Raw genomic sequence first — 23,838 nt, forward strand, 5'->3', positions numbered from 1 at the left:
TCCACACCCTGTGGACAGGGAAGCGTGGACGGGGACACTGAGGATGTCAACTCCGGGTTGACACCCCTCACCTGTCAACCTAGGGTTGACACATGACGACGAACCCACCTGCCAAGGCATCCGTACGTCTCGACGACCTCATCGAGGCCATCAAGAAGGCCCACACCGACGCGCTCGAACAGCTCCAGGACGCGGTGATCGCGGCGGACCACCTCGGCGACGTGGCCGACCACCTGATCGGCCACTTCGTGGACCAGGCCCGGCGTTCGGGCGCGTCCTGGACGGACATCGGCAAGAGCATGGGGGTCACCCGGCAAGCGGCGCAGAAGCGCTTCGTCCCCAAGGCCGAGTCGGACCTCGACCCCAGCCAGGGCTTCGGCCGCTACACGCCCCGCGCCCGGAACGCGGTCATGGCCGCGCACAACGAGGCGAAGGCCGCGGGCAACACGGAGGGACTCACCGAGCACCTCGTCCTCGGCCTCCTCTCCGAGCCCGAGGGGCTCGCCGCGAAGGCGATCACCGCGCAGGGCGTGACCCTGGACGCCGTCCGCGAGGCCGCGACCGCGGCGCTCCCGCCGGCGGCCGACGAGGTCCCGGAGCTCATCCCGTACGGCCCCGCCGCCAAGAAGGCCCTGGAACTCACCTTCCGCGAGGCCCTCCGCCTCGGCCACAACTACATCGGCACCGAACACATCCTCCTGGCCCTCCTGGAGTACGAGCACGGCAACGGCGTCCTCAGCGACCTCGGCATCGACAAGACAGCGGCGGAGGCGTACCTCGCGCGCGTGCTGGAGCTCATCACGGTGGCGGAACAGCAGAAGGACCACTCGGATCAGCAGGACCAGCAGGACCAGCAGCATCAGAAGGACGAGCCGGATCAGAAGGACCAGCCGGATCAATAGGACCAGCCGGATCGGTAGGACCAGCCGGATCGGTAGGACGCCGCGTCCGCGGCCGTTGTCAGACCCCCCTGCGAGACTCGGAACCATGAGCGACCGGTGGGCTGTCGGGCCGGCCGAGGACGGTGGTGCGCAGGTCGCCCCCCTCGGCCCCGACGGGCTGCCCGCGGGACCGGTGCGCAGGGAGGCGGATCTGGTCGAGGCCGTGCGGGGGCGACCCGACGTGGTCCGGTGGGTCTGGCGGTCCACGGCCGAGGTCTATCCGCGTCTGCTCGCCGCGGGGGTGCGAGTGGAGCGGTGTTACGACATCGAGGCCGCCGAGACACTGCTGCTGGGCCACGAGGGCCGGCTCGGCGAACCCCGGTCGGCGGCCGCCGCGCTGGCAAGGCTGCGCGGCGGCCCCGTGCCGCCGGATCCCCCGCAGCGCTCCGCCGAGCCCGGCTCGCAGTCGTCCCTCTTCGAGCCGCGCCCGGTCCATGTACCGCTGGAAGACCTCCTGGCGGTGTACGCCGATCAGCGCCGCCGGCACGACACGACCGCGCACCCGGAGCGCATGCACCTGCTGACGACGGCCGAGTCCGCGGGCATGCTGGTGGCGGCCGAGATGAACCGCACCGGGCTGCCGTGGCGCGCGGACGTCCACCGCGAGGTGCTGCACGAACTGCTCGGCGAGCGGTACGTGGGCGGCGGCGAGCCCAGACGCCTCGCCGAGCTCACGGACGAGGTGTCGGCCGCCTTCGGCAGACGCGTCCGCCCCGACCTGCCAGCCGACGTCATCAAGGCCTTCGCCCAGGCCGGGATCAAGATCAAGTCCACCCGGCGGTGGGAGATCGAGACCATCGAGCATCCTGCCGTGAAGCCGCTGCTCGAGTACAAGAAGCTGTACCGGATCTGGGTGGCGCACGGCTGGTCCTGGCTCCAGGACTGGGTACGCGACGGGCGCTTCCGGCCCGAGTATCTGCCCGGCGGGACCGTCACCGGCCGCTGGGTGACCAACGGCGGGGGCGCACTGCAGATCCCCAAGGTGATCCGGCGTGCCGTCGTCGCCGACCCGGGCTGGCGGCTCGTGGTGGCCGACGCCGACCAGATGGAGCCGCGGGTGCTGGCCGCGATCTCGCGCGACCCCGGCCTGATGGAGGTCGCGGGCCGGGAGAGCGACCTGTACCAGTCGGTGTCGGACCGGGCGTTCGCCGGCGACCGGGCACAGGCCAAACTCGCCGTTCTCGGCGCGGTGTACGGGCAGACGTCCGGCGACGGCCTGAAGAACCTGGCCGCGCTGAGAAGACGCTTCCCCCGCGCCGTCGCCTACGTGGACGACGCGGCGCGGGCCGGCGAGGAGGGCCGGCTCGTACGGACGTGGCTGGGGCGGACGTGTCCCCCGGCGGCCGGCGCGTCCGACGCCTCGTCGGAGGAGGCGGGCATCCCGCAGGACGAACCCGCCGAGCCCCTCGGGGACCAGGGCTGGGTGCCGGGCTACGCCTCCTCCAACTCCCGTGCCCGGGGCCGCTTCGCACGCAACTTCGTCGTCCAGGGCAGCGCCGCCGACTGGGCGCTGCTGCTGCTCGCCGCCCTCCGGCGCACCTGCGCGGACCTCGCCGCCGAGCTGGTCTTCTTCCAGCACGACGAGGTGATGGTGCACTGTCCGGCCGAGGAGGCGGAAGCGGTCGTGGCCGCGATCCGGGAGGCCGCGGAGCTGGCGGGACGGCTGACGTTCGGCGAGACCCCGGTCCGCTTCCCGTTCACGACGGCGGTGGTGGAGTGCTACGCGGACGCGAAGTGACCAGGACGGTGGCCCGCCCCTCCGCCAGGTGACCCGACTCCTGCGCCAGGTGACCTCCTCGGACGGGCGACCGGCTCCTCCGGGCCGGCCTACTCCTCCTCCAGGAGTTCCTTCAGCGCTCCCACCACCGAGCTGTCCGTCCCGTCCAGCGCCGCGAGCGCCGACTTCCACAGCTCGTACGCCCCTCCGGCATCCCCCTGCGCGTGCAGCAGCAGCCCCAGCTGATGCCGGGCGAGCCCACCGGTGTACCGGTCGGCGCGCTGGTCGGCGCGGCACAGCAGCAGATCGCACTCGCGCGCGGCCCGTTCGACATGCCCCACCCCGCGCAGCGCGCGCACCAGCCCGAGCCGCGTCTGCGACTCCCCGTGCCAGTCGTCGTGACCGCCGAGGATGCGCAGGCTCTCCTCGAAGTGCGGTACGGCGGCGGCCGGTTCGCCGAGCGTCAGGTGGGCGTAGCCGATATTGCAGTGCGCGGAGTGCCGGATGATCACGTCGTCCATCGCGTCGCCGATCGCCAGGCTGCGCTTGTGGTGCTCGATGGCGGCGCGGGCATCCGTGTGCTCGTACAGATTGCCGAGGTGGCTGTAGGTGATGGCCTCGGTGTGCGGGTCGCCCAGCTCCCGGGAGAGCTCGAGGCTCTGCAGCAGCGCCTCGCTGGACTCGGCGTGACGGCCCAGCCCCTCGAGGAGCATGCCGCGGTTGTTCAGACCGCGCCTGATCCACGACAGCACCCCGAGCCGCCGCCAGATCGCCAGCGCCTCGTCGTTCAACGTGAGCGCCTCGCTCGCGCGGCCGGTCATGAAGTGCAGCCCCGCGAGGTCGCCGAGCGCGTACGCCTGCGCGGCCTCGTCCCCGAGCCGCCGGGCCGCGCCCAGCGCGGCCCGCAGGAGCACCTCCGACTCCGGGACCCGGCCGCTGCGCTGGAGGTAGGGATTGAGCAGCCGCACCAGCACGGGAACGTACGCGGATGTGTCCGCGTACCGCTCCACCAGCGCCACCACGTTCTCCAGTTCCAGGTCGCCCCAGGCGAAGGCGTCCCTGGCGGTGCAGAACGGCGGCGTGGCCGCGGCGTCCACCGTGTGCGCGGCCGGCTGCGCGGCGGTCGGCCGGCTGCGGTCCTCGCGGTCGAGGCCCGGCTCGACGATCGCTTCGAGAGAGCGGGCGGCGACACCGGCGTACCAGCGCAACGCCCGCTCGGACACGCAGATGCCGGCGCCCCCGTCTCCGGGTTCCCCTTCCGTCGCGCCCGCGATCTCCCGGGCGAAGTCGCGGACGAGGTCGTGGGGTGCGTAGCGGCCGTACGCCGTCTCCTCCAGGAGCGCGACGTCGACGAGGCGGTCGAGGGCGGCCTCGGCACGGAACTCGGCGATGCCGGAGAGCCGGGCGAGCAGGGGCGCCCCGTACACGGGGAGGTCGAGCGCGCCGATGCCGCTCAGCACGAGCGCCGCGTCCTGGTCGGCCTCCCGCTCCGAGGCACGCAGCGCGTCGAGCGCGACGGCCAGGGATCTGCGGACGCTCAGGTCGTCGTACTCCAGATGATGCAACCGGCCTTCGGTGGCGGTCAGTTGACCGGCGAGGACGTCCGGCGTGAGCGCGCGGCGCGCGGCGAGACGGGCCGCGACCACGCGCAGGGCGAGCGGGAGCCGGCCGGTGAGTTCGACGAGGGGGTGCGCGCCGTCGAGGCCGTCCACCCGTCCGGAGACCGCGCGCAGCAGCGCCGCGCTGTCCTCGACCGAGAGCGGCGCGAGCGGGAAACGCCGCACGCCGTCCAGCGCGGTGAGCGGCGAACGGCTCGTCACGATCACCGCGCACCCTGCGCCCGCGGGCAGCAGCGGCCGTACCTGCGCGGCGTGCGCGGCGTCGTCGAGCACCATCAGGGTGCGCGTCGGAGCCAGCATCGAGCGGAGCAACGCGGCGGCGGCGTCCGGGTGTTCGGGGATACGGCGCGGCTCGGCACCGAGGTCGCGCAGCAGCGCGGCGAGCGCCTGGCCAGGAGTGAGGGGGGTCATTCCGGGCGTGGCCCCGTGCAGGTTGATGTACAGCTGACCGTCAGGGAAACGTTCCCGCAGGCCGTGTGCCACATGCAGCGCCAAGGCGCTCTTACCGACTCCGGCCATCCCGCTGATGACGGCGACGGCCGGAGCGGGAGGCGTGGGATGCCGGGCCGTGTCGAGGGCCACGTTCAGTTCCCGGCGTACGTCGGTGCGGCCGGTGAAGTGTCCGGGCGGGGGCGGGAGTTGGGCAGGCCGGGGCGGGGCCGGTTCGGCCGGGGCGGCCCGCTCCGTACGGTTTCCGTCCTCGAACCCGTTCCCGTTCGGGCCGTGTGCGGACTCGTCGCGCTCCCCCGCCCGCTCACGCAGGATCTCCAGATGCGCCGCGCGCACCGCGGGTCCGGGCTCGACACCGAGTTCCTCGACGAGGCGGGTCCGTAGATCGCGGTGGACGGCCAGGGCCTCGGCCTGACGTCCGGTGCGGTGCAGTACGAGCATCAGCAGGCGATGAAAGGCCTCGCGCAGGGGGTACTCGGCGACAAGTGCGGACAACTCGGGTGCAAGGGCGGCGAGTCGGGTGGTGCCGGGGGCGCTGGAGGTGTTGGAGGCGCTGAAGGTGTTGGGGGCACCAGTGGCTTCCGTTGCTTTTGCGTCGGCGGAGACCCCGGCATCCCCGGCGGCCTCGATGTCCCCGATGTCCCCGAAGACCCAGCCGACCCCGGCACCCTCGGCTCGCCCGACTCCACCGGTACCCTCGCCCGCACCGCCGGTAACTGCACCCCCGGCGCCCTTGCCCGCTCCGCCGACACCGGCCCCTCCGGCCCCCGGCCCCGCAAGCCGCAGCTCGGCCTCGTACCGCCACTCCAGGACGAGCAGCCGTGCCTCCTCCAGGCGCTGGACGAGCGCGTGTCCGCCGAGTTCGGGCGGGACCCCGCCGAGCGGTGTGCCGCGCCACAGCGCGAGCGCCGCCAGGGCCTCGCGCAGCGCCCGCTCCCAGTCGCGCCCGGCGTGCGCGGCGCGCGCTGCCACGACGTGGGACTCGAAGACGCGCGCGTCCAACTCGCCCTCGCCGACCCGCAGGAGATACCCGGGCGGCATGGCCCGCAGCCGCTCCGGATCGTCGAGGAGTCGCCGCAGCCGGGTGACATGGTTCTGCAACGAGGCCTGCGCCGACGCGGGCGGCGCCCCGCCCCACAGCGCGTCCTTGAGCGCGTCCACCGAGACTACCCGGCCCGGCTCCAGGAGCAGTGCGACCAGCAGCGCGCGCATCTTGCCGCCGCCGATCGAACGGACCTCGCCGTCGGCGTCGTACAACACCGGCGGCCCCAGCAGCCCGAACCGCAGCCCGTACCGCATAGCCGCCCCACTGCCTTCCCGTGCGACCGACCCGACCGGTTCAGACCGGTACCGACCACACCCATGGCGACTTCGCGCCTTCTTGCGACGACTTCACGCCGACCGACTTCCGGTTTCCGGGTTTCCGGATGGAAACCCGTTGGCGACATGTTAGCGATCCGTTGGCGCGGGCTGATGAGATCACTGCATCGGATCTGGCCCGACGGTGCGCGCGTACAACGCGTAACTCGGGGGAGTGTCGCCGCCGTGGCCAGATCCGGGGACAGAGAGGGCCCCGGTCGTCGGAGGTGAGCGACCGGGGCCCTCGTCCGCTTTTGTCGTCCCGCACACGGGCGGAGGCGTGCGACCCGTACACGGGCAGCGGCGTGCGACCGGCCCGCGTTCATCAGATGACGGGCGGGCGTCCCAGCCGCGTGAGCCGCCACACCGTGCGCCACCGCATCGGCCGCCGCTCGCCGCCCGACTGCCGCAGCCCTTCCGCGAAGCCGCCGAACCAGGCCCGCAGCCCGCCGAGCGACCGCGTCCGTGCGAGCGTCAGCAGCATCCAGATTCCGAGGTGTACGGGGATGAGCGGCAGAGGCAGCCTGCGACGGGTGAGCCAGACCCGGTTGCGGGCGGTGACCCGGTAGTAGATGGCGTGCCGGGCGGGCGAGGTCTTGGGGTGCTGGAGCAGCAGTTCGGGCTCGTAGAGCACGGTCCATCCGTCGTCGACGGCCCGCCAGGCCATGTCCGTCTCCTCGTGCGCGAAGAAGAACTCGGCGGGCCAGTCCCCGATCCGGGCGAGCATCGGCATGGACAGCGCGTGTCCGCCGCCGAGGAACCCGGTGACCGGACCGCCCCGCATCGGGTCCTTGGCCCCGACCCGGGGCACGTGCCGGCGCTGGGTCTCCCCGTTCTCGTCGGCGATGCGGAAGCCGACGATGCCCAGGCGCGGATCGGCGGCGTACAGGTCCCGCACCTTGCGCAGCACATCCGCGTCGACCAGGAGTCCGTCGTCGTCCAGTTCGACGACGACGTCCACGTCCGCGAACTCCCTGAGCCGGGCGAGGCCCACGTTGCGGCCGCCCGGGCAGCCGAGGTTCTCGTCGACCTCGATGCCGGTCACCTCACCGGGCAGTCCCAGCCGCTCGGCGAACTCTGGCAGGGGACACCCGTTCCCCACGATCACGATCCGCGCGGGCGCGACGTCCTGCTTGGCCACCGAGGTGAGCAGCGCGTCGACCTCGTCGGGCCGGTTCCCCATGGTCACGACGGCAACGGCGATCCGAGGCCCTTCCGACACGACACCACTCCATCCCAGGCCGACAACTCTGCCCGCGATGCTAGCTGTTAACCCTGGGGCTCCCTCAGGTACGCCGCGTTTCCTCGCGCTCTCCGCATCTACTCACGCCGTACGAAGCGTTTTGCGCCGTACGAAGCTCTTTGCGCCGTACGAACTTCAGCCCCGACCAATCCTTCCCCAGCGCGGCCACCTTCACGTCGACCACCCCAAGCGGCAGAAAGTTCTCACGCAGGGCGTTCTCGGTGATGTCGCCGCGGTGCCCGGCCGCCTTGCGGGGCCAGGCGATCCAGAGCATCGCGTGATCGGCGAGGCCGTCCACCAGCGCGGGAGCCTCCGCGACCAGTTCCCCCGGGGACCGGTGGAAGACGACGGCGACACCGGCCCGCGCGGCCCCGTCGCCCCCTGTCTCCCCCGGACACGGCACATCCCTCGGGCGGTCCGGGGATCTCCCACCGTTCCTTTGGACTGAGCAGGTGTGAGCCCGATCAGCCGCACGTCCCGAACGGTCTTGGGCGCACTGGTCCCCGGCGTACTGGTCCCCGGCGTACTCGACCCCGGGGCGGCGACACGCATCCTGTGCGTGGTCCGATCCCGGGAGGCCAGTTCCCTGCGCGACCTGGCCATGTGGATACGGCCAGAGGCGACGGGGAGGCCCTGAACCATCACTCCGGTGGAGCAGGGGCCCCGCACGCCGACACCGCACCCGGCGTCCCAGATCGCACGACGACGCCAACCCGGACGGCCCAGGGCCCCGCAAGCCGACCATCACACGATCGGGCTAAGTATCCGGCCGATCACGGCGGAGACGCGGGGGCCACGGCCCGCGTGCGCGCCCCGAGTCTCGTCAACTCTCACCGACTCTTGCCGTGCGCACACCCACGCGGCCTCAGGCCGCGTACGCGCCCCGCACCTCGAAACGCTCGGCGGACGGCGGGGCGGCCAGCCAGTCCTTCAGGCCCGCCTGGAACTCACGGAACTCCTGGATCGCGGAGAGCGGATTCTCGATCCCGTCCGCGATCTCCAGTTCCGCGAGGTAGGTGACTCCGTCGGGGAGCCGGTACGACGCGTAGCGCACGCCCTTGGGCCGCACGGCCCCGATCGCGGTGAACATCTTCCGCAGCGCCGCTTCGAGCTCGTCGACGCATTCGGGCCTCACCGTGGCACGCACCATCAGAACAGCCATGTCGTCATCTCCTTCTCGTCCCTGTCGCATCTGTCGCGCCTGTCACACCGCTACCGGGTCACGTGGGTGGCGCCATCTCCCTGACGCGCCCGGAGGCGGAGGTGTGACGGGGAGGGAGAAGGAAATCCCCGACGGGTCAGGCGTTGGGGTCGAACGAGATGCCCGCCGGCATGGCCTTCGTGAGGTGGGCGGCGAAGTTGGCGTCCTTGAGGCCGAAGTTGGCGCTGCCGAAGTCGTAGGCGCTCAGCTTGTCGCGCAGACCCGCCGGGTAGCCGTTCCAGCCGACCAGGGCCGGGTACTGCCAGGTGTGGTAGCCGTTCTCCGGCGGCTCGTCGCCCGAGTTCGCGAGCCGGAAGTCATGGGTGCTCAGACCGTCCTTGTGGTAGACGATCTCGGGGTGCGTGCCGTCCCACAGGACCTGGTCGGCGCTGTAGACGTTGAAGTCCCCGTGCGCGGACGTGGAGACGTACTTGGCCTGGTTGTTCTGCACCCAGACCGCCACGTGCTCCCAGTCGTTGCGGTGCCCGCCGATCGTGGCCTGGTCCTTCTCGAAGTAGAGGCCGTAGAGGATCACGCACCAGCCGTTGTTGCACTTCTCGCGCGAGTAGCCGTTGGTGTTGTCGAGATCCGAGGTGTCGTGGCACTCACCGCTGGGTGAACCCGACGGCTTGAGGCCGCCGTTGATCGTCCCGTCGGGGCCGATGGCGGGCGTGGGGTAGCAGCCGTCCGTGTCGTAGTCGTACGCCGGTTGCCAGGTCTTCTCCAAGTCGTCCGCGTCGGCGGGCAGGGCCTTGGGCGGGGCGGCGAGCGCGCTGCCGGGGAAGGCGACGACCAGCGCGACAGCGCTGCCGAGGATGAGAGAGGCCCTGCGTACGCGCGAGCTCTTCTGCACTGCGTCCTCCTGAGGGACCACGAGGGGGGTGGGGCAAGCGGTTTCATTGGCATGCCCCAATCACCCTCACGTGACTCGTTGAGCACTCAAGCGGTGCCGGGTGTCCCGGGGGTGAAAGATCAACCAATAAAGGGGACGGGGGAGTTGCAACAAAGGGGACGGGGGAGTTGGCGCCAAACGGAAGCGGGGGCTCCTTCCCCAAGGGAACGCGAGAACAGGCGAAGCGACTGACAACGCCACCGGCAAAGCGACCGACGCGTGACCAGCAACGCGCACGCCACCTGGGTCGACACCTCAGCCGACACCTCCACCGACACCTCAGCCGACGTCTCAGTCGACGTCCAGGGGGAGTCGTTCGGATCGCCTCGGATCAGGCCGCGGCGCGTGGTGCGGCGCATGGTGCGGCGCGCCGCAAGGCGGAGCATCACCCGCGTACTGGGCGTACTCGGGTGAGGCGACAACACGGCGAGGTGCCGCGCCAGGCGTCACGGACCCGGGGTGATCCGAACAACACACCCCCGGGCGGCGCCGCGGCTCTCATCACGCCGTTCTGAACCACACCGGAGCGGGCCGGAGAACCGGCCCGCCCGACTCCCCCGCCCTCCCCTTCACCTGCTCAGCTGCGCGGCCAGGGACGCCCGTCGAGACGCTCGATGTCACGGTTGAAACGGCTGAGATAGGCGGCGAACTCGGCCACCTCCTCGGGATCCCAGTCGGTCATGATCTTCTCCAGACCGTCCAGGTTCTCGGCGCGGTGGGCGTCCAGTCGGCGCCCGCCCTCCGCGGTGATGGCGAACTTGCGGGCGATGCCCCCCTCGGGGTCGGGCATGCGTTCGACGACCCCGGCCCGCAGCATCGCGGCGGTCTGCCGGTTGAGGGTGGACGCGTCCAGGCCGAAGGCCTCTCTGAGCTCACCGATGGACATCGGGCCTTGCACCTGAATCCGGCTGAGCAGGACGTACGCGCTGCGGTCCAGCCGCTCCTCACTCATCCCGCGCCCCCGCGGGTTGATCATGTGCATGTGGCGCCCGAGCAGCATGGTCTCGAATTCCAGCAGGTCAAGTGGCTTGTCCACGCGAGGCATCCTTCGGCTCCCGGCTCGCTTCCCCTACAGGAAAGCTACCTCCCGCCAGGTATACCACCGTGATGTGTATGCTGCACTAGGCGTGCATGATGCACATCACGTGCAGCATGCAACTCGCGTGCGCCTTGCCCGCGAATCACCGTGATCCGGAGACACAGCCGGCCCGGAGATCCAGCCGGCCCCGAGATCCAGCCGGCCCGGAGATGCGGCCGGCCCGGATACGCAGCAGGCCCGGATGCGCAGCACAGCAACAAGCCCGGAAGAGCAACAGGGAGTACCCGTGGACAGTTCCCAGCCCGCAGCCCGCTCCGGCGGTGTTGTCGGCATCCTCGCCTTCGGCGGCATCGTGGCCGCGATCACCCAGACACTGGTGGTGCCACTGATCGGGGAACTCCCGACCCTCTTCGACACCACCGCCTCGAACGCCTCCTGGGTCGTCACCGCCACGCTGCTCGCGGCGGCCGTGATCACCCCCGTCGCCGGCCGCCTCGGTGACATGTACGGCAAGAAGCGCATGCTTCTGGCCTCCCTGGTCCCGCTCATCCTGGGCTCCGTGGTCTGCGCCCTGTCCTCCTCGGTCGTCCCGATGATCGCCGGACGCGGTCTGCAGGGCCTCGGCATGGGCGTGGTGCCCCTCGGCATCAGCCTGCTGCGTGACGTCGTACCGGCGGAGAAGCTCGGCTCGTCCATCGCGATGATGAGCGCGTCCATGGGTGTGGGCGGTGCGCTCGGCCTGCCGTTCTCCGCGGCGATCGCCGAGAACGCCAGCTGGCGCGTGCTGTTCTGGGTCGTGGCCGCGCTGACCCTCGCGGTCGCCACGCTGATCTGGTTCTTCGTGCCCGCGGGCCGCGAGAGCACCGCCTCGGGCAGCTTCGACCTGCTCGGCGCGATCGGCCTGGGCATCGCGCTGGTCTGCCTGCTCCTCGGCGTCTCCAAGGGTGCGGACTGGGGTTGGGGCAGCGGCACCACGCTCGGCCTGCTCGCCGCCGCGGTCGTCCTGCTGCTGGCCTGGGGCTGGTGGGAGCTGCGCAGCGCCGAGCCGCTGGTCGACCTGCGGGTGACCGCCCGTCCGCAGGTGCTGATGACGAACGCCGCCTCGATCCTGGTCGGCTTCGCGATGTACTCCCAGTCCCTCGTGATCCCCCAGCTGTTGCAGCTGCCCAAGGAGACCGGCTACGGCCTCGGCGAGTCGATGCTGGCCATGGGTCTGTGGATGGCCCCGGCCGGCCTCATGATGATGATCATGTCCCCGATCGGCGCCAAGCTCTCCGCCGCGAAGGGCCCGCGCATCACCCTGTCCGTCGGCGCCCTGATCATCGCCCTCGGCTACGGCCTGTCGTTGCCGCTCATCGGCAACGGCTCCCCCTGGGGCCTGCTCGCGGTGACCATCGTCTGCAACACGGGCGTCGGTTTCGCCTACGGTGCGATGCCCGCGCTCATCATGGGCGCGGTGCCCCAGTCGGAGACCGCCTCGGCCAACAGCTTCAACACGCTGATGCGTTCGATCGGCAGCTCCGTCTCGGCCGCCGTGATGGCCGTGGTCCTGGCCCAGATGACCACGAAGTTCGGCCCGGTCTCCCTGCCGTCCGAGAGCGGCTTCCGTGTCGCCATGCTGATCGGCTCCTGCGTCGGCATCGCCGCCGCGATCGTCGCCTTCCTCATCCCGGTCCGCCCCACGGCCGCCCGCCCGCAGGCCGAACCCACCCAGGACACGACCCCCGAGACGGTCGAGGCAAAGGCCTGAACCCGACCGGACCCCACCCGCGCGCCTGAGCGACAGTCAGCATCACAGAACCAGAGAAACCGCAGGTCGGATTCCCGGCCTGCGGTTTTCGTTTCCCCAGGTCAGGACCTTGGGACGTCCCCACGCGCCCCTGGGACGCCGGTAGGTCCGGCGCCCCGCCGACCTCCGATCCGGCAGTCGTGACCGCCCCGGGAAGGTCCCGGTTCAGGAAGGATCACGGTGAGACGTCGGGTGTGCCCCGCGGGCACCTGCGAACGGACGTACACGCGGCCACACGCCGCACCGCGGCGGGGGTGCACGGCTGGCGCGGGTTCCGGCTGACGCACGCGGCCCCCGGCGACGGCTGGTCATCCCGCGGGGAACGGTGTCCTTGGTGATCGGCTCCTGGCCGGAACCGGAGCCGGGCGGGCCGATGGGCGACCATGGCGGAGCGCACGTCCGCGCCACCACCTCCCTGGCGACCGATCTGCACACGCGGGCCCGGCACTTCGCGCGCCAAGAAGCCCTGCACGGCATCGAGATCACCCGCGCGCCCGCTGGGTCGCGCACCAGATCTCCGATGCGTCCATGAGCGATCTGGCGGACACCGTGGTCGCCCCCGGCCGGCCCGTTTCGCGCTGGTCGACTCGTCGCCGGTGTGGTGGACATGGCTGAGGCCTGTTTGACCGCCGGCAGTTCCGCACGCAGCGCTTCAACGGGTCTTCCGGCGGATGCCCCAGGGAGAAGTGCCCGAAGCCACAGTTCGCAGCGGATCCGCACGCCGAGATCATCAACATCTCGATGGGAAGCACGGCCCACCCAAAGCAGCGGACCGAGTCCGTCGACTACACCCTGTCCAAGGGAAAGTTGTTCTTCGCGGTCGTGGGCAACACTGGCGATGCATCACATACCGTGCAGCGAAGAAGAAGGGGCCCAAGGCGGACGGACCGGACTCGCGCGGGCCCTGTATTGGGCCCCATCGGGCCGCCTCGGGACCCGATGGGTATGCGGTCAGGCCAGAAGCCGTTCGAGGAAAAGCAAAAGCCCCAGGTCACGGCGAGTGAGAATCCTGGGGCTTCCACAGAGCCGCCTTCGGGATTCGAACCCGAGACCTACGCATTACGAGTTTCCTTGACGAGTGGTCACCGTAGTGCGCTGCCGGTCGTAAGTGCTGGTCAGAGCACATCTTTCGCGTCCGCGACCACCCCCGACCGAGGGCGAACCGCAACTAGGACTGCAACTTCGCTCGGCCTAGAGCTTTCGGTGCGCCCACGGGTCGCGACGACGTCACAGATCCGTGCGCGCGCCCTGCCCGGGGCGCACGAAACGGACGACGGTCTGCGGCCGCCAGACGGGAGACCGGTTGAACATGCGGTCCTCTTTCGGCAGCTCGCCCCGACCGCGCGAGCGATAGGTACGGATGGTCTGTGGGGTCACGCCCCAGTAGTCAGCCACGTCATTGATCGTCCAGTAGTCGGCGCTCACGTCAGCCATGCGGCACTCCTCGGATGCATGCAGTCAGGAACTTTGTCCATGCCGAGTCTACATAGTCGCAAGCAAGTGGCTCCACGTACTTGCGCGACCCTCCCCGACCCTCTACGATTCGAGTAAGCGACACCGCTTACGCAAGCGGCCCCGCTCGGTGCTACCAACACCGAACGGGGCCTCACGGAACTACCTGATCTCACCAGGAGCCCGCTGTGATCCACCTTCTCACGAGCCCCCGCACCACCCGCACGGTGCGCGGCCTGATCGGCACGGTTGCCGACGCCGTCCGCTCCGTCATCGCCCCCGCCTCGCTCGTCGAGGAGCAGGCGCCGGCCGTCGAGACCGTCCCGGACCCGGTCGACGTCCTCGCCGCCGACGAACTCCCCCCGGTCGAGCAGATCGAGGCCGCCGCCCGCGAGTACGAGCGCGCCGCCGACCAAGCCCGCCGCGCCGACCGCGGCAAGCGCGCCGCCAAGAAGGTCCTCGACAAGCTCCCCGCCGGCATCTACGGCACGTGGCGCGTCTTCCGCACCCCGTCCTCCCGTCAGACCCCCGACCTCGCCGAGATCACCCGCATCTTCAAGGCCAACAACCTCGGCCCGGTCCCCATGAAGCCCTGCGCCCCGTCCCTCAAGGTCGAGCTCGTCGAGGTCGCCCCGATGGACGTCGAGACGCTGGCGGGGGTGGCTGCCTGATGACCGAGACCGTGAGGCAGGCCCGCCCCGAGCGGGCCGCCCCCGGCCGACGCCTCGTCGCCGCGGGCATCATCCGCCGGACCCCCGACCGCACCATCACCTTCCGCGTCACCCAGGCCGGCGCCACCGGAGTCATCACTAAGCAGGTGACCCGATGATCCACACCTCCATCCACACTGTGGATAACCCCGCCGAGCCCAGCGAACTCGCCGTCGCCATCCGCATCGGCCAGTACATGCTCCACCAGTACGGCACCGTCGACACCGCCGACGTCTTCGCCTACGCCCAAGCTCACGGCGGGCTCGCCGAGTCCCTGCGCATCCTCCTGCGCGCCCTCGGCGCCGCGCCCACCGCGGAGCAGCAGGCCGCACCCCGCTGCCCGGCCGCCCACCCCGACGACCCGACCCCGTGCGACGGCCCGCCCGTCGTCCACATCCACGACTCGGCCAACGCGGGCGCCGAAGGCTGCGAACACCACGGCGCCCAGCTCCTCGCCGTCATCAAGGACGGCCGGTCTGTCGCCCTGCCCCACGCCGAGCCCGGTACCGCGTCCCGCGTCTTCACGGCCGCCGCGTCCATCCGCTTCTTCGCCTCGCACGACGGAGGTGGCCGATGACCGACCTCGACATCCCCGAGCCCCTCCGCCAACTGCTTGCCGCAATCGACGAAACGCTCACCCTCCCCGACCCGGCCGGCGACCGGGACGACCTCGTCCGCTACGAGATGTGCGTGTCCGACCGCATCCACCTGGTGCAGCTCGCCGTGCGCGACCTGCTCGCAGGCAAGTCCGCGAACGGCGTGCAGTGGGAGGCGGACTACCTGCGGAAGAAGAGCGCCGACAACCCGCCCCGCTATCGCAACTCCGAGCAGTACATCGCCGACCTCCGCAAGGCCGTGGCCAACCTCCGCACGGTGACCGACGAGGAGGTGGGCAGGTGACCGAGCCCCGCACCATCACCCTGCCCACCGCCGACTACGGCGACGTCACCCTGCCCGAACCCTCGTGGTGTATCGGCCACCCCAACCACCGGCCCGACGACCAGCGCGCCGACATCCACCACAGCGGCCCCGACATCACCCTCGCCTTCCGAGGCCACCACATCACCCACGCCTGCCTCGCGCAGTCCCCGTTCACACAGATCGACATCCCGGAACTGAGCAGCCGTACGCCCGGCGTGTCCGTCAGCGTCATCGCCCGCAACCTCGACCCCACGAGCCTGTACGAGCTCGCCGCGACGCTCGACACCTACGCCGACCAGCTCCGCGACCTCGCCGACCAGCTCGACACGCTCCTCGCCGGCGGTGACCAGTGAGCAGCCGCCACCGCTGCGGGCACATGCGCGGAGCCAAGGGCCGCCGCAAGCGCCTCGACCTCGCCAGGCGTGACGGCGCCCGCTGCTTCTACTGCCGCACCCCGTTCACCGACCCGGCGACCGAGGGGACGTTCGACCACTACCTGCCGTACGCGCTGTGGCCGACGAACGTCCGCTGGAACCTCGTCCTCGCCTGCCAGAACTGCAACACCGCCAAGGGCGACGCGCTGCCCCTCGGCCTGCTGCTCGCCCTGCGCCCGTGGCTCACCCGCGCACAGCTGGCGGTGGCCGCATGAGCCGCTCCCGCTCCCGCATCGCCCGCCCGACCGAGCACGCCGCCATCCGCGCGGCCTGCCGGACGGCCCGGCCACTCCCGTCTGTCCCCGCCCTCATGGCCGCGCTGCTCGACGCGAACACGCGCGGCGACCGCGAGGGCACCACCCTGGCCGCGCACCGTGTAGTGCGCGCCGCCGCCCCGGAGGTGGGCGAATGAACCCCGTACTGATGTGGGCCCAAGCCCACCCGCTTCCCACCGGCGCCGCCGCCACGCTGCTGCTCGCCGTCCTGGTGACGCTGCTCCGAGCAAGCCGCACCCCGGCCGCCGTGCTGGTCGCCTCACTCGCCGCGATGGCGTGCACCGCCTACAGCGGCGACACGTCCTGGCGCTTCGCCGAACACCGCCTCGGCATGACGTCCGCCGCGGAGCGCGGCGCGATGTTCGCCGCCGCGGAACTCGCCCTCTTCTCCTGCGCCCTGATGGCCAGGCAGAACCTGCGCGGACCGCAGGGAGCGCCCGGCACCCCGGGACTCCTCGTGTGGTTCATCACCGGTGTGCAGGTCATCCCCGCCTACTCCGAGTCCGGGTTCGTGGGCGGCACCGTGCGCGCCGTCGTCGGCCCCGTCATGGCCGCGATGCTGTGGCACCTCGCCATGGGCATCGAGCTGCGGCACGCCAAGCCCGGGGCAGGCTCGCAGTCCCTGCCCGCGGTCATCGCCCGGGAGCTCCGCGAGCGGCTGCTGTCCCGCCTCGGCCTCGCCACCCGGGACCGGACGGCGGAGCAGATCACCCGGGACCGGGCGACCGCCCGCGCCGTACAGCTCGCCTCCCGGCCGAAGCTGCGCCGATGGGGAAACGCTCGGCTTGCCGCCGCGGTGGCCCGCTCCGGGGTCGGCACGGACCCCGAGCAGCTGGACGTGATGATGCGGATGCTCGCCGCCCGCCGCGGCGCCGGCCGTCTCAGCGAGGTGGAACTCCGGTCGCCGTTCGAGCCGGAAGCGCCTGAGGTGGCCATCGAGGTACACCGTGTATCTGAGGTACCCGAGGCGTACCCGGCGATCGAGGTACACGTACCTGCCGTGCCCGAGGCTGTCCCTCCGGGCGCCCGGCTGCTGCCGCTGATGTCCGCCTGCGGACTCCGCCCGGTCGTCCGCGAGCCGGTCGTCGAGGAGCCCGTCCCCGCCCCTGAGGTACACGTACCCGAGCCCGAGGTACACCGCGGCTGGCGGCCGGTCGGAGCGACCGGCTACCTCGCGCCTCACCCTCGCGAGGAGCCGACCGAGGAGCCCGAGGAGGAAGAGGTGTACCCGGACCCGCTGATCCCTCAGGTACGGGCCGACTTCCCCGACGAGGTGCCCGGGGTACGGCGGCTGAAGGACACGTACGGCATCGGCCAGCCGCGCGCGCAGCGCATCCGCGACGAGCTGATGGGGGTGCGGGCATGAGGTGGCTTCTCCTCGGCGCCCTGTTGGGCCTGCTGCTCGTCTCCCCGCCCCTGCTGGCCCTGGTCCTCGCGGCCGTGACCGCGGCCCTGTCCAAGCCCCTGCTGGTGGCCGTTGGCCTCGGCCTCGCCGCCCGCCCGTACGTCGCCCGCAGGGCGCGGAGGTGGGCGCGATGACTGAGCCCGTACAGCGGCAGCAGATCGGCTACGACCTCGCCGGTAACCCCATGTACGCCGCGCCCGTCCAGTACGTCCAGCAGCCCGTCCAGCAGCAGCCGTTGCAGCCCATCAAGGCCCACCCGTGGGGCGCGTACATCGCGGGCGGATGCCTCGGCCTGCTCGCCCTGACGCTCGTCGTCGTCCTGGTCATGTTCGTGGTGTTCGGGTTCGCGATCCTCGCGGCCGTCCTCGGCCTGGTCGTCGTCGCCCTCACGATCTGCGTCCTGGTCCTGAAGTCCATGTGGACCCAGTCCCGCAAGGGCTGACCTGCCCTTCCGTCCTCCGCAGGGTTTCGCCACAACCGAAACCCTGCGGGGGTGCGGTGGGGCCGGACAGCCCGGCCCGTGACCAGGGAGACCCCCATGCCCCGCTACGTGTACACCGCGCCCGTCACCACGACGAGCGGCGAGACCCGCTACGAGACCGGGACCGTCGAGCAGCCCAGCCCGCTGTTCGTTCCGGCCCGCGCCCGGACCGAGGTCTCCAACCACGTCACGAAGACCGCGCTCAAGCCCGGCGAGACCGTCCAGACCGACAACATCCAGCTCCGCTCCTACTGACCCCGGAGAACTGACCATGCCCGAGCCGAAGACCCGACAGGACTACCTCGACACCGCCGACAAGGCCCTGCAGAAGGCCGGCCAGCTGGCCGACTACGCCGAGAGCGCCGCCCACAACCCCACCCCCCAACGCAAGGCCGCGGACCTCGCCGCCGCGGGCGCCCTGTACGCCGACATCGCCCGCAGCGCCGCCGCCATCGCCCAGGCCATGCCCGAGACCCCGGAGGACACCGATGCCTGAGCCGAAGGTGAAGCTCACGTTCTGGGAGAAGGCCCGCATCGTCGCCATCGAGGCGCAGGGCGTGAAACGGGCCGCCGCCGGCATCGAGCACCAGCCCGACATCGACCGCCGCGTCGAACGCGTCCGCGAGCAGGCCCGCAAGAGGGCCAAGCGCGGCAAGTAGGTACACCCCGGGGACGGCGTCAACCGCCAAGCAGACCGCCGTCCCCGGGCCCCGGACCGCCCAACAGAACGACCGGAGAGACCAGGATGACGGACACCGTTGCCCGACCGACAGACACCCCGCCGGGTACACCCGTACCCGCCGCTGCGAGTACACCTACCGACCCCGTACCCGGAGCGGCTGGCGGCACGGGTACACCCACCGATGCCGCGCCCTCCGCGCCCCCTTCGCTGGCCGTCGCGAGCGACACCGCGGCCGCCTTCGAGGGCGCACCGGGTACACCCGTACCCGTCGACAACCCGGCCCTGCCCGAGCCCGGGGTACGGACCGAGAAGCGGCGCCCGATCCTCGCCCCGTGGCTGCGCTCCCGCAGCGACTTCTCCGCCACCGTGTCCCGAGCGTCCGGCCACGCCGGGTACGCCACGATGTACCACGGGCTCCGCCTCCCCTGGTACGGCGTGCAGCTCGGCATGATGGCCCCGCGCGGCGCGGCCCGGTTCGTCACGTCCACGAACCGGTGGGTATGGGACCGCGAGGCCGCGCCCCTACGGGACTACGCCGTGCGTACCGAGGACGCCGAGGAATACATGCGCCTCGCCCGCCTTCGGGCCGGACGCGTCCGCCTGCGCGGGTTCGTGACCGTGGTCGCCGCGGTGTTCGGCCTCAGCTTCGCGATCTGGCTGTACGTCATGGCGCCCGAGTACCTCTACGTCTTCGCGGCCGGCGGGGTCCTGACGCTCGGCTACTTCGGCCAGCAGCCCGACGCCCCGGTCATCGGGCCCGCGGTCATGCGTACCGAGCTGCAGAAACTCACCGGCTCCATCGTGCTGCGCGCCCTCGACTCCATCGGCAACCCGAAGATCTCCGCCGCCGTGAAGAAGGGCGGCGACATGAACGGCATGCGCTTCACCAGCGAGATCACCCGAGACGGGCCCGGCTACCGGGCCGACCTCGACCTGCCTTACGGCGTGGTGCCCGAGGACGTGATGGAGGAGCGCCAGGCCCTCGCCTCCGGGCTGCGCCGCAAGCTCGGCTGCGTCTGGCCCACCGGTGACCCTGACGAGCACGAGGGCCGCCTGATCCTGTGGGTGGGCGACAAGCCTATGAACGAGACCACGAAGCCCCCGTGGCCGCTCCTGAAGGAGGGGCAGGTCGACCTCTTCAAGCCCGTGGTGTTCGGCAACGACCAGCGGATGCGGGACATCGTCGTCACTCTGATGTTCGCCTCGATCGTGATCGGCTCCATCCCCCGCATGGGTAAGACGTTCCTGCTCAGGCTGCTGCTGCTCATCGCCGCCCTGGACCCGCGCGCGGAGCTGTACGGGTTCGACTTCAAGGGGACCGGCGACCTCGGCCCGTTGGAGCCCGTCATGCACCGGTACCGGTCGGGCGAGGACGACGAGGACATCCTGTACGTCCTGCACGCCCTGCGGGAGCTGAAGGAGGAACTGCGCCGCAGGGCGAAGGTGATCCGCAACCTCCCGCGCTCCCGCTGCCCCGAATCGAAGGTGACCCCGGCCCTGGCCAGCGACAAGACCCTTGGCCTTCACCCGATCGTGGTCGGCTTCGACGAGTGCCAAGTCCCCTTCGAGCACGAGAAGTACGGCGCGGAGCTCACGTCGATCTGCACGGACATCGCCAAGCGCGGCCCGGCCCTCGGCATCGTCGGCATGTTCGCCACCCAGCGACCCGACGCGAAGAGTCTGCCGCCCGGCATCAGCGCGAACGCAGTACTCCGCTTCTGCCTGAAGGTCATGAGCCACACCGCGAACGACATGGTCCTCGGCACCGGCGCGTACAAGGCCGGCATCCGCGCCACCATGTTCAGCCGCTCCGACCGCGGCATCTGCTGGATGTCCGGGGAGGGCGACGACCCGCTCATCGCCGCCTCGGCGTTCGTCGATGGCCCGGCCGCCGAACTGGTCGTTGCCCGGGCCCGGGTGCTGCGCGAGGAGTACGGCAACGTGAGCGGCCATGCCCTCGGCCAGGGGCCGTCCGAGTCGCGCGGGATGGACGTCCTCGGCGACGTGCTGAAGGTGTTCCGCGCCGACGAGGACCAGCTGTGGTGCGAGCGGATCGCCGCCCGTCTCGCGGAGTGCTGGCCGGACGTCTACGGCGAGTGGAACAAGGGGAACGTCGCCCCGGCGCTGCGCCCGTTCGGCATCACCACCGCGGACGTGTGGGGCACCACCGACGAGGGCGAGAAGACCACCAGGCGCGGCATCAAGCGGGCCGACGTCGCCGCCGCTGTCACTCGCCGTGACGCCGATCGGGTCGCCGCGTAGCCCACGGACGGCAGCTAGGCCTAGCACCGCGTCCTGCTAGGCCTAGCACCCCCGCTAGCACCAAAACATGCCCTTGACCTGTTACCTAGCGCCTAGCAGCACGGGCGCGGGAAACGGGAAACACCCACCTCAGAGAGGAAACCCGCCCTCATGCTCGCTGCTTGCGCCCTGCTTGTCCTCGCGCTCGGATGTTACGCAGTGTTGTGCGCGGTCAAGCCGTTCGCTCCGTGCCGGAAGTGCGCGGGCACGGGACAGATCGAGCGCTTCCGGAAGGTGCGCACTTGCCCGCGCTGCCATGGCCACAAGCTTCGGCTGCGGGTCGGCCGGCGGGCTCACAACGCCTGGCGCCGCACGCACGACGCGGGCACCCGCTGACGCCCGTCGACTGTCAGAGCAGCCTCGTACCCTGAAGCTAAAAGCGCCCCCTGCGCGGTCATTACGACTGTGCAGGGGGCCTTCGCATGTCCGGGGCGCTAAGCCTCGCTGCGCCGCGACCAGGAAGCGGACAACACCGCCGCGTGTCACGAGACAGCCACACCGCGTACAGGCGCGCCCCGTCCGGCGCATGATGCCCCCTCAGCAACAGCACGTCCTTGGGGGGACCATGTACGCCCGTAGAGCCGCCGTAGCCGCCCTGCTCGTCGCAGCCACCGTCACCGCCTGTAGCAGCAACAGCGCCGACGATAAGGCGCAGAGCAAGCCCACCAAGGCCGCCGCCAGCAAGGCCCCGGCCACGGCAACGCCGGCGCCGGGCCCTCTGAAGTTCGGCTCTCAGTGGCGCTGGTCCGACACCGACGACGACGGCAAGCCCATCAGCGGCACCACGACCGTCCTCAGCTACACCCAGCCTGCCAAGGACGTCGACCTCACGAAGGAAGTCTCCGACTTCGCACATCCCGTCTGGTCCGTCCTCGAAGTCAAGGTGTGCGTCGCCGCCAAGAGCAGCCCCGTGACCGTCTCCCAAGGCCCTTGGGCCCTCGGCTTCCCCGACGACACCCGCCTCGACTCCCCCAACATCAGCGGCTCCGGAGTGCCCAAGCCCGAGTACGCCAGCAACGGCGCCACCGTGAACGCCGGCAGCTGCCTTCGAGGCAAGATCACATACTCGGTCGAACGAGGCACCCGCCCCGACCGTATCGTCTACGGCTCAGCAGGCCGCGACACCGTCGAATGGGCAGTGCCCAAGGCGTAGACGGAGGCGCTCGCTGCCGGGCGTTGCGAGTTGGGCGCTGACGCAGTTGCGCGCAATTGGCAGCAGCTCGTCGTGTCGAGCAATCCTGAGCAATCCGCCAGCGGCCGCGTGGAACTCCGAGCATCCTGAGACCTCCAACCCGGCCAGACGGAGGACGACATGACGCTCAGGTTCATCGGCACGACGAGCGACGATGGCGACTGCCCGACCCTGTACGAGATCCCCGAGACCGATGAGTGCCTCGTCCAGGGCGAACGGGAAACCGACCCCGAACACCTCGCCGCGCTGCGGGACGTCAAAGAGTCCGAGACCTTCGTACGCGTCCCCCGCTCCCTCCTCACCCGCTACGCCCCGAAGGCCGAGGCGCCCGAGCTGGTCCCGTTCGCCGAGGTGTCCCACCTCTTCCGCGAGTTCCGGCACACGGCATGGCGCCTGGAGACCCGCCGCGGCTATGCCTCCGACCGCAACAGCCCGAAGTGGGCGCGCTTCCTGGCAGGCGAGGACATCGCCGCCGACCCAGACAACGCGTGGCGTGACAACGTCCGCGCGCAGACGGCGCAGGGCAAGCGCTTCGAGCGCGTGCGTCTGGTCGACGAGCCGCCCACCCAGGGGCAGAAGTTCCTTCTGGCCAGCGGGCTCGGGAACGTTGCTGCGGGCGAGGACATCCGCAACCTGCCCCGCGCCGAGGCCGAGCGGCTGCGCCTGCCGGACTTCGACTTCTGGCTCTTCGACTCGAAGACCCTCGTACGGTTCGCCTTCGACGACGAGGACACCACCTTGGGCGTCTACGTCACCGAGGACCCTGCCGAAGTCCTCGCCGCCTGCCAGGCCAGGGATACCGCGTGGCACTACGCGACCCGTACCGCTGAGTTCCAGCAGCAGGTACGTTCGGCCATGTGAGCACGGACTTCCAGTCGTCGCGAGAGGCGCTCGGTGCGCGGCTGCGTGAGCTGCGCACCGAGGCCAGCGTGGAGGGCAAAGACCTGGCCGCGAAGCTCGGTTGGCAGGCGTCGAAGGTCTCCCGCCTCCAGAACGGCAAGCAGACTCCCACAGCCACCGACATCGCCGCATGGGCGCAGGGAGTCGGCCGCCCGGATGCCGAGGCCGAACTCCAAGGCCTGCGCGCCGGGCTGGAGATGAAGCACCGGTCCTGGAGGCGCCAGCTCGCCGGCGGGCACCGCGGCCGCCAAGCTGTGGCCATCAAGGAGACCGAGGCCACGCAGACGATCCGCGGCCTGGAGGTCTCACGCATCCCGGGGCTGTTCCAGACGCAGGAGTACGCGCGTGCCATCTTCGATGCGAATGCTGAGTTCCGCGGCATCCCGTCGACTACCGAGGCCGCCGTCGAGGCTCGGACGCGCAGGCAGGATGCGTTGTACGAGCCGGGCAAGAGCTTCCGGTTCCTCGTGTGCGAGGCCGCTCTGTACTACCGGTCGTGCCCCGCAGATGCGATGGCTGAGCAGCTCGATCGGCTCTACAACGTCGTCGGCCTGCGGTCGGTGGAACTAGGCATCCTCCCCTTCGGGGCGGAGCTGCGCCGTACCGTGCCGCACGCTTTCTGGATCTATGACAAGCGGCTGGTCATCGTCGAGACGATCAGCGAGGAGCTGTGGCTTACCGCCGAGGACGACATCCTCCTGTACGAGCGGGCATGGGACTGGCTCTCCGAATCAGCTGAGTACGGGCCTCCCGCGCGGCGCCTCATCGGCCGCGCAAGGGCCTCTCTCGACCTCGCGTAGCAATCAGCCGCAAGCCCCCGGCCTGTAGGCGCAAT

Annotated in this window: 29 protein-coding genes; 22 read left to right on the top strand and 7 right to left on the bottom strand. The window is 70.9% G+C overall.

Annotation, left to right across the window (positions count from 1 at the left end; all coding sequences use genetic code 11):
* Window positions 1-92 precede the first annotated feature (92 nt).
* On the top strand, window positions 93-902 hold the full coding sequence (locus tag ABZ656_RS04185) for a Clp protease N-terminal domain-containing protein (RefSeq protein ID WP_360264254.1): 810 nt from the start codon (window positions 93-95) through the stop codon (window positions 900-902).
* An 85-nt stretch (window positions 903-987) separates the two neighbouring features.
* Window positions 988-2,679: a bifunctional 3'-5' exonuclease/DNA polymerase gene (locus ABZ656_RS04190; protein ID WP_360264257.1), complete on the top strand. Its 1,692-nt coding sequence runs from the start codon at window positions 988-990 to the stop codon at window positions 2,677-2,679.
* 89 nt (window positions 2,680-2,768) lie between these two features.
* Here ABZ656_RS04190 and ABZ656_RS04195 read toward each other — a convergent pair whose 3' ends face one another.
* The 5 genes from ABZ656_RS04195 to ABZ656_RS04215 form a co-directional block, all read right to left on the bottom strand.
* Window positions 2,769-6,026: a BTAD domain-containing putative transcriptional regulator gene (locus tag ABZ656_RS04195; protein ID WP_360264260.1), complete on the bottom strand. Its 3,258-nt coding sequence runs from the start codon at window positions 6,024-6,026 to the stop codon at window positions 2,769-2,771.
* Window positions 6,027-6,411: 385 nt separating this feature from the next.
* Window positions 6,412-7,308 (bottom strand): glycosyltransferase, encoded by an 897-nt coding sequence (locus ABZ656_RS04200; RefSeq protein ID WP_360264263.1) that lies wholly within the window; start codon window positions 7,306-7,308, stop codon window positions 6,412-6,414.
* A 64-nt stretch (window positions 7,309-7,372) separates the two neighbouring features.
* Window positions 7,373-7,627: a hypothetical protein gene (locus ABZ656_RS04205; RefSeq protein WP_180361997.1), complete on the bottom strand. Its 255-nt coding sequence runs from the start codon at window positions 7,625-7,627 to the stop codon at window positions 7,373-7,375.
* A 567-nt stretch (window positions 7,628-8,194) separates the two neighbouring features.
* The gene (locus tag ABZ656_RS04210) at window positions 8,195-8,491 is read right to left on the bottom strand and encodes a hypothetical protein (RefSeq protein ID WP_360264267.1); all 297 of its coding nucleotides are present in this window, start codon (window positions 8,489-8,491) and stop codon (window positions 8,195-8,197) included.
* Window positions 8,492-8,627: 136 nt separating this feature from the next.
* On the bottom strand, window positions 8,628-9,383 hold the full coding sequence (locus ABZ656_RS04215) for an NPP1 family protein (protein WP_360264270.1): 756 nt from the start codon (window positions 9,381-9,383) through the stop codon (window positions 8,628-8,630).
* A 258-nt stretch (window positions 9,384-9,641) separates the two neighbouring features.
* On the opposite strand from ABZ656_RS04215, the gene ABZ656_RS04220 reads away from it, so the two are divergent.
* Window positions 9,642-9,836: a hypothetical protein gene (locus ABZ656_RS04220; RefSeq protein ID WP_360264273.1), complete on the top strand. Its 195-nt coding sequence runs from the start codon at window positions 9,642-9,644 to the stop codon at window positions 9,834-9,836.
* Between the two features lie 163 nt (window positions 9,837-9,999).
* Here ABZ656_RS04220 and ABZ656_RS04225 read toward each other — a convergent pair whose 3' ends face one another.
* Window positions 10,000-10,458 (bottom strand): MarR family winged helix-turn-helix transcriptional regulator, encoded by a 459-nt coding sequence (locus ABZ656_RS04225; protein WP_101399861.1) that lies wholly within the window; start codon window positions 10,456-10,458, stop codon window positions 10,000-10,002.
* A 289-nt stretch (window positions 10,459-10,747) separates the two neighbouring features.
* On the opposite strand from ABZ656_RS04225, the gene ABZ656_RS04230 reads away from it, so the two are divergent.
* Complete coding sequence (locus tag ABZ656_RS04230) at window positions 10,748-12,211, top strand: MFS transporter (protein WP_101399860.1); 1,464 nt, start codon at window positions 10,748-10,750, stop codon at window positions 12,209-12,211.
* A gap of 373 nt (window positions 12,212-12,584) precedes the next feature.
* Window positions 12,585-12,782, top strand: a complete 198-nt coding sequence (locus tag ABZ656_RS04235) for a hypothetical protein (RefSeq protein WP_360264278.1) — start codon at window positions 12,585-12,587, stop codon at window positions 12,780-12,782.
* A 695-nt stretch (window positions 12,783-13,477) separates the two neighbouring features.
* Here the strand turns inward: ABZ656_RS04235 and ABZ656_RS04240 are convergent.
* Window positions 13,478-13,684, bottom strand: coding sequence for a MarR family transcriptional regulator (locus ABZ656_RS04240; protein WP_360264281.1), 207 nt, complete (start codon window positions 13,682-13,684; stop codon window positions 13,478-13,480).
* A 206-nt stretch (window positions 13,685-13,890) separates the two neighbouring features.
* Here ABZ656_RS04240 and ABZ656_RS04245 point away from each other — a divergent pair, with 206 nt between their 5' ends.
* The 17 genes from ABZ656_RS04245 to ABZ656_RS04325 all read left to right on the top strand — a co-directional run bounded on the left by ABZ656_RS04245 (window position 13,891) and on the right by ABZ656_RS04325 (window position 23,803).
* Window positions 13,891-14,373, top strand: coding sequence for a hypothetical protein (locus ABZ656_RS04245; RefSeq protein ID WP_360264284.1), 483 nt, complete (start codon window positions 13,891-13,893; stop codon window positions 14,371-14,373).
* Window positions 14,373-14,531 (top strand): hypothetical protein, encoded by a 159-nt coding sequence (locus ABZ656_RS04250; RefSeq protein WP_360264287.1) that lies wholly within the window; start codon window positions 14,373-14,375, stop codon window positions 14,529-14,531. The genes ABZ656_RS04245 and ABZ656_RS04250 overlap by 1 nt, the downstream gene beginning before the upstream one ends.
* A complete protein-coding gene (locus ABZ656_RS04255; RefSeq protein WP_360264290.1) occupies window positions 14,528-14,989 on the top strand; it encodes a hypothetical protein in 462 nt (153 codons plus the stop codon). Before ABZ656_RS04250 ends, ABZ656_RS04255 begins: the two co-directional genes overlap by 4 nt.
* A complete protein-coding gene (locus tag ABZ656_RS04260) occupies window positions 14,986-15,312 on the top strand; it encodes a hypothetical protein (RefSeq protein WP_360264293.1) in 327 nt (108 codons plus the stop codon). Before ABZ656_RS04255 ends, ABZ656_RS04260 begins: the two co-directional genes overlap by 4 nt.
* Window positions 15,309-15,686: a hypothetical protein gene (locus ABZ656_RS04265; RefSeq protein ID WP_360264296.1), complete on the top strand. Its 378-nt coding sequence runs from the start codon at window positions 15,309-15,311 to the stop codon at window positions 15,684-15,686. The genes ABZ656_RS04260 and ABZ656_RS04265 overlap by 4 nt, the downstream gene beginning before the upstream one ends.
* Before the next feature lie 23 nt (window positions 15,687-15,709).
* Window positions 15,710-15,982, top strand: a complete 273-nt coding sequence (locus tag ABZ656_RS04270) for an HNH endonuclease signature motif containing protein (protein ID WP_360264299.1) — start codon at window positions 15,710-15,712, stop codon at window positions 15,980-15,982.
* Entirely contained in the window at window positions 15,979-16,179 is a 201-nt protein-coding gene (locus ABZ656_RS04275) for a hypothetical protein (protein ID WP_360264302.1), read from the top strand. Before ABZ656_RS04270 ends, ABZ656_RS04275 begins: the two co-directional genes overlap by 4 nt.
* Window positions 16,176-17,408, top strand: a complete 1,233-nt coding sequence (locus ABZ656_RS04280) for a hypothetical protein (protein WP_360264305.1) — start codon at window positions 16,176-16,178, stop codon at window positions 17,406-17,408. Before ABZ656_RS04275 ends, ABZ656_RS04280 begins: the two co-directional genes overlap by 4 nt.
* Complete coding sequence (locus ABZ656_RS04285; protein ID WP_360264308.1) at window positions 17,405-17,581, top strand: hypothetical protein; 177 nt, start codon at window positions 17,405-17,407, stop codon at window positions 17,579-17,581. The genes ABZ656_RS04280 and ABZ656_RS04285 overlap by 4 nt, the downstream gene beginning before the upstream one ends.
* On the top strand, window positions 17,578-17,889 hold the full coding sequence (locus tag ABZ656_RS04290) for a hypothetical protein (RefSeq protein ID WP_360264311.1): 312 nt from the start codon (window positions 17,578-17,580) through the stop codon (window positions 17,887-17,889). Before ABZ656_RS04285 ends, ABZ656_RS04290 begins: the two co-directional genes overlap by 4 nt.
* A 96-nt stretch (window positions 17,890-17,985) precedes the next feature.
* Entirely contained in the window at window positions 17,986-18,183 is a 198-nt protein-coding gene (locus ABZ656_RS04295) for a hypothetical protein (RefSeq protein ID WP_360264314.1), read from the top strand.
* A 16-nt stretch (window positions 18,184-18,199) separates the two neighbouring features.
* Window positions 18,200-18,424 carry a hypothetical protein gene (locus ABZ656_RS04300; RefSeq protein ID WP_360264317.1) on the top strand — a complete coding sequence of 75 codons (225 nt, stop codon included), beginning with the start codon at window positions 18,200-18,202 and terminating at the stop codon, window positions 18,422-18,424.
* The gene (locus tag ABZ656_RS04305; RefSeq protein ID WP_360264320.1) at window positions 18,417-18,587 is read left to right on the top strand and encodes a DUF6257 family protein; all 171 of its coding nucleotides are present in this window, start codon (window positions 18,417-18,419) and stop codon (window positions 18,585-18,587) included. The genes ABZ656_RS04300 and ABZ656_RS04305 overlap by 8 nt, the downstream gene beginning before the upstream one ends.
* An 86-nt stretch (window positions 18,588-18,673) precedes the next feature.
* The gene (locus ABZ656_RS04310) at window positions 18,674-20,872 is read left to right on the top strand and encodes a cell division protein FtsK (RefSeq protein ID WP_360264323.1); all 2,199 of its coding nucleotides are present in this window, start codon (window positions 18,674-18,676) and stop codon (window positions 20,870-20,872) included.
* A 604-nt stretch (window positions 20,873-21,476) separates the two neighbouring features.
* Window positions 21,477-22,064 (top strand): hypothetical protein, encoded by a 588-nt coding sequence (locus tag ABZ656_RS04315; RefSeq protein WP_360264326.1) that lies wholly within the window; start codon window positions 21,477-21,479, stop codon window positions 22,062-22,064.
* Between the two features lie 159 nt (window positions 22,065-22,223).
* Window positions 22,224-22,964: a DUF6879 family protein gene (locus tag ABZ656_RS04320; protein ID WP_360264329.1), complete on the top strand. Its 741-nt coding sequence runs from the start codon at window positions 22,224-22,226 to the stop codon at window positions 22,962-22,964.
* Window positions 22,961-23,803: a helix-turn-helix transcriptional regulator gene (locus ABZ656_RS04325; protein ID WP_360264332.1), complete on the top strand. Its 843-nt coding sequence runs from the start codon at window positions 22,961-22,963 to the stop codon at window positions 23,801-23,803. Before ABZ656_RS04320 ends, ABZ656_RS04325 begins: the two co-directional genes overlap by 4 nt.
* Window positions 23,804-23,838 lie beyond the last annotated feature (35 nt).

Source organism: Streptomyces sp. NPDC007095 (assembly GCF_040634475.1).
In the GTDB taxonomy this organism is placed as follows: Bacteria; Actinomycetota; Actinomycetes; order Streptomycetales; family Streptomycetaceae; genus Streptomyces.

Bases quoted from the DNA above. Each gene is read 5' to 3' on its own strand.
- ABZ656_RS04185 (WP_360264254.1), top strand. From the start codon at position 93: ATGACGACGAACCCACCTGCCAAGGCATCCGTACGTCTCGACGACCTC.
- ABZ656_RS04190 (WP_360264257.1), top strand. From the start codon at position 988: ATGAGCGACCGGTGGGCTGTCGGGCCGGCCGAGGACGGTGGTGCGCAG.
- ABZ656_RS04195 (WP_360264260.1), bottom strand. From the start codon at position 6,026: ATGCGGTACGGGCTGCGGTTCGGGCTGCTGGGGCCGCCGGTGTTGTAC.
- ABZ656_RS04210 (WP_360264267.1), bottom strand. From the start codon at position 8,491: ATGGCTGTTCTGATGGTGCGTGCCACGGTGAGGCCCGAATGCGTCGAC.
- ABZ656_RS04240 (WP_360264281.1), bottom strand. From the start codon at position 13,684: ATGGCTGACGTGAGCGCCGACTACTGGACGATCAATGACGTGGCTGAC.
- ABZ656_RS04250 (WP_360264287.1), top strand. From the start codon at position 14,373: ATGACCGAGACCGTGAGGCAGGCCCGCCCCGAGCGGGCCGCCCCCGGC.
- ABZ656_RS04255 (WP_360264290.1), top strand. From the start codon at position 14,528: ATGATCCACACCTCCATCCACACTGTGGATAACCCCGCCGAGCCCAGC.
- ABZ656_RS04260 (WP_360264293.1), top strand. From the start codon at position 14,986: ATGACCGACCTCGACATCCCCGAGCCCCTCCGCCAACTGCTTGCCGCA.
- ABZ656_RS04270 (WP_360264299.1), top strand. From the start codon at position 15,710: ATGCGCGGAGCCAAGGGCCGCCGCAAGCGCCTCGACCTCGCCAGGCGT.
- ABZ656_RS04275 (WP_360264302.1), top strand. From the start codon at position 15,979: ATGAGCCGCTCCCGCTCCCGCATCGCCCGCCCGACCGAGCACGCCGCC.
- ABZ656_RS04280 (WP_360264305.1), top strand. From the start codon at position 16,176: ATGAACCCCGTACTGATGTGGGCCCAAGCCCACCCGCTTCCCACCGGC.
- ABZ656_RS04285 (WP_360264308.1), top strand. From the start codon at position 17,405: ATGAGGTGGCTTCTCCTCGGCGCCCTGTTGGGCCTGCTGCTCGTCTCC.
- ABZ656_RS04290 (WP_360264311.1), top strand. From the start codon at position 17,578: ATGACTGAGCCCGTACAGCGGCAGCAGATCGGCTACGACCTCGCCGGT.
- ABZ656_RS04295 (WP_360264314.1), top strand. From the start codon at position 17,986: ATGCCCCGCTACGTGTACACCGCGCCCGTCACCACGACGAGCGGCGAG.
- ABZ656_RS04300 (WP_360264317.1), top strand. From the start codon at position 18,200: ATGCCCGAGCCGAAGACCCGACAGGACTACCTCGACACCGCCGACAAG.
- ABZ656_RS04305 (WP_360264320.1), top strand. From the start codon at position 18,417: ATGCCTGAGCCGAAGGTGAAGCTCACGTTCTGGGAGAAGGCCCGCATC.
- ABZ656_RS04310 (WP_360264323.1), top strand. From the start codon at position 18,674: ATGACGGACACCGTTGCCCGACCGACAGACACCCCGCCGGGTACACCC.
- ABZ656_RS04315 (WP_360264326.1), top strand. From the start codon at position 21,477: ATGTACGCCCGTAGAGCCGCCGTAGCCGCCCTGCTCGTCGCAGCCACC.
- ABZ656_RS04320 (WP_360264329.1), top strand. From the start codon at position 22,224: ATGACGCTCAGGTTCATCGGCACGACGAGCGACGATGGCGACTGCCCG.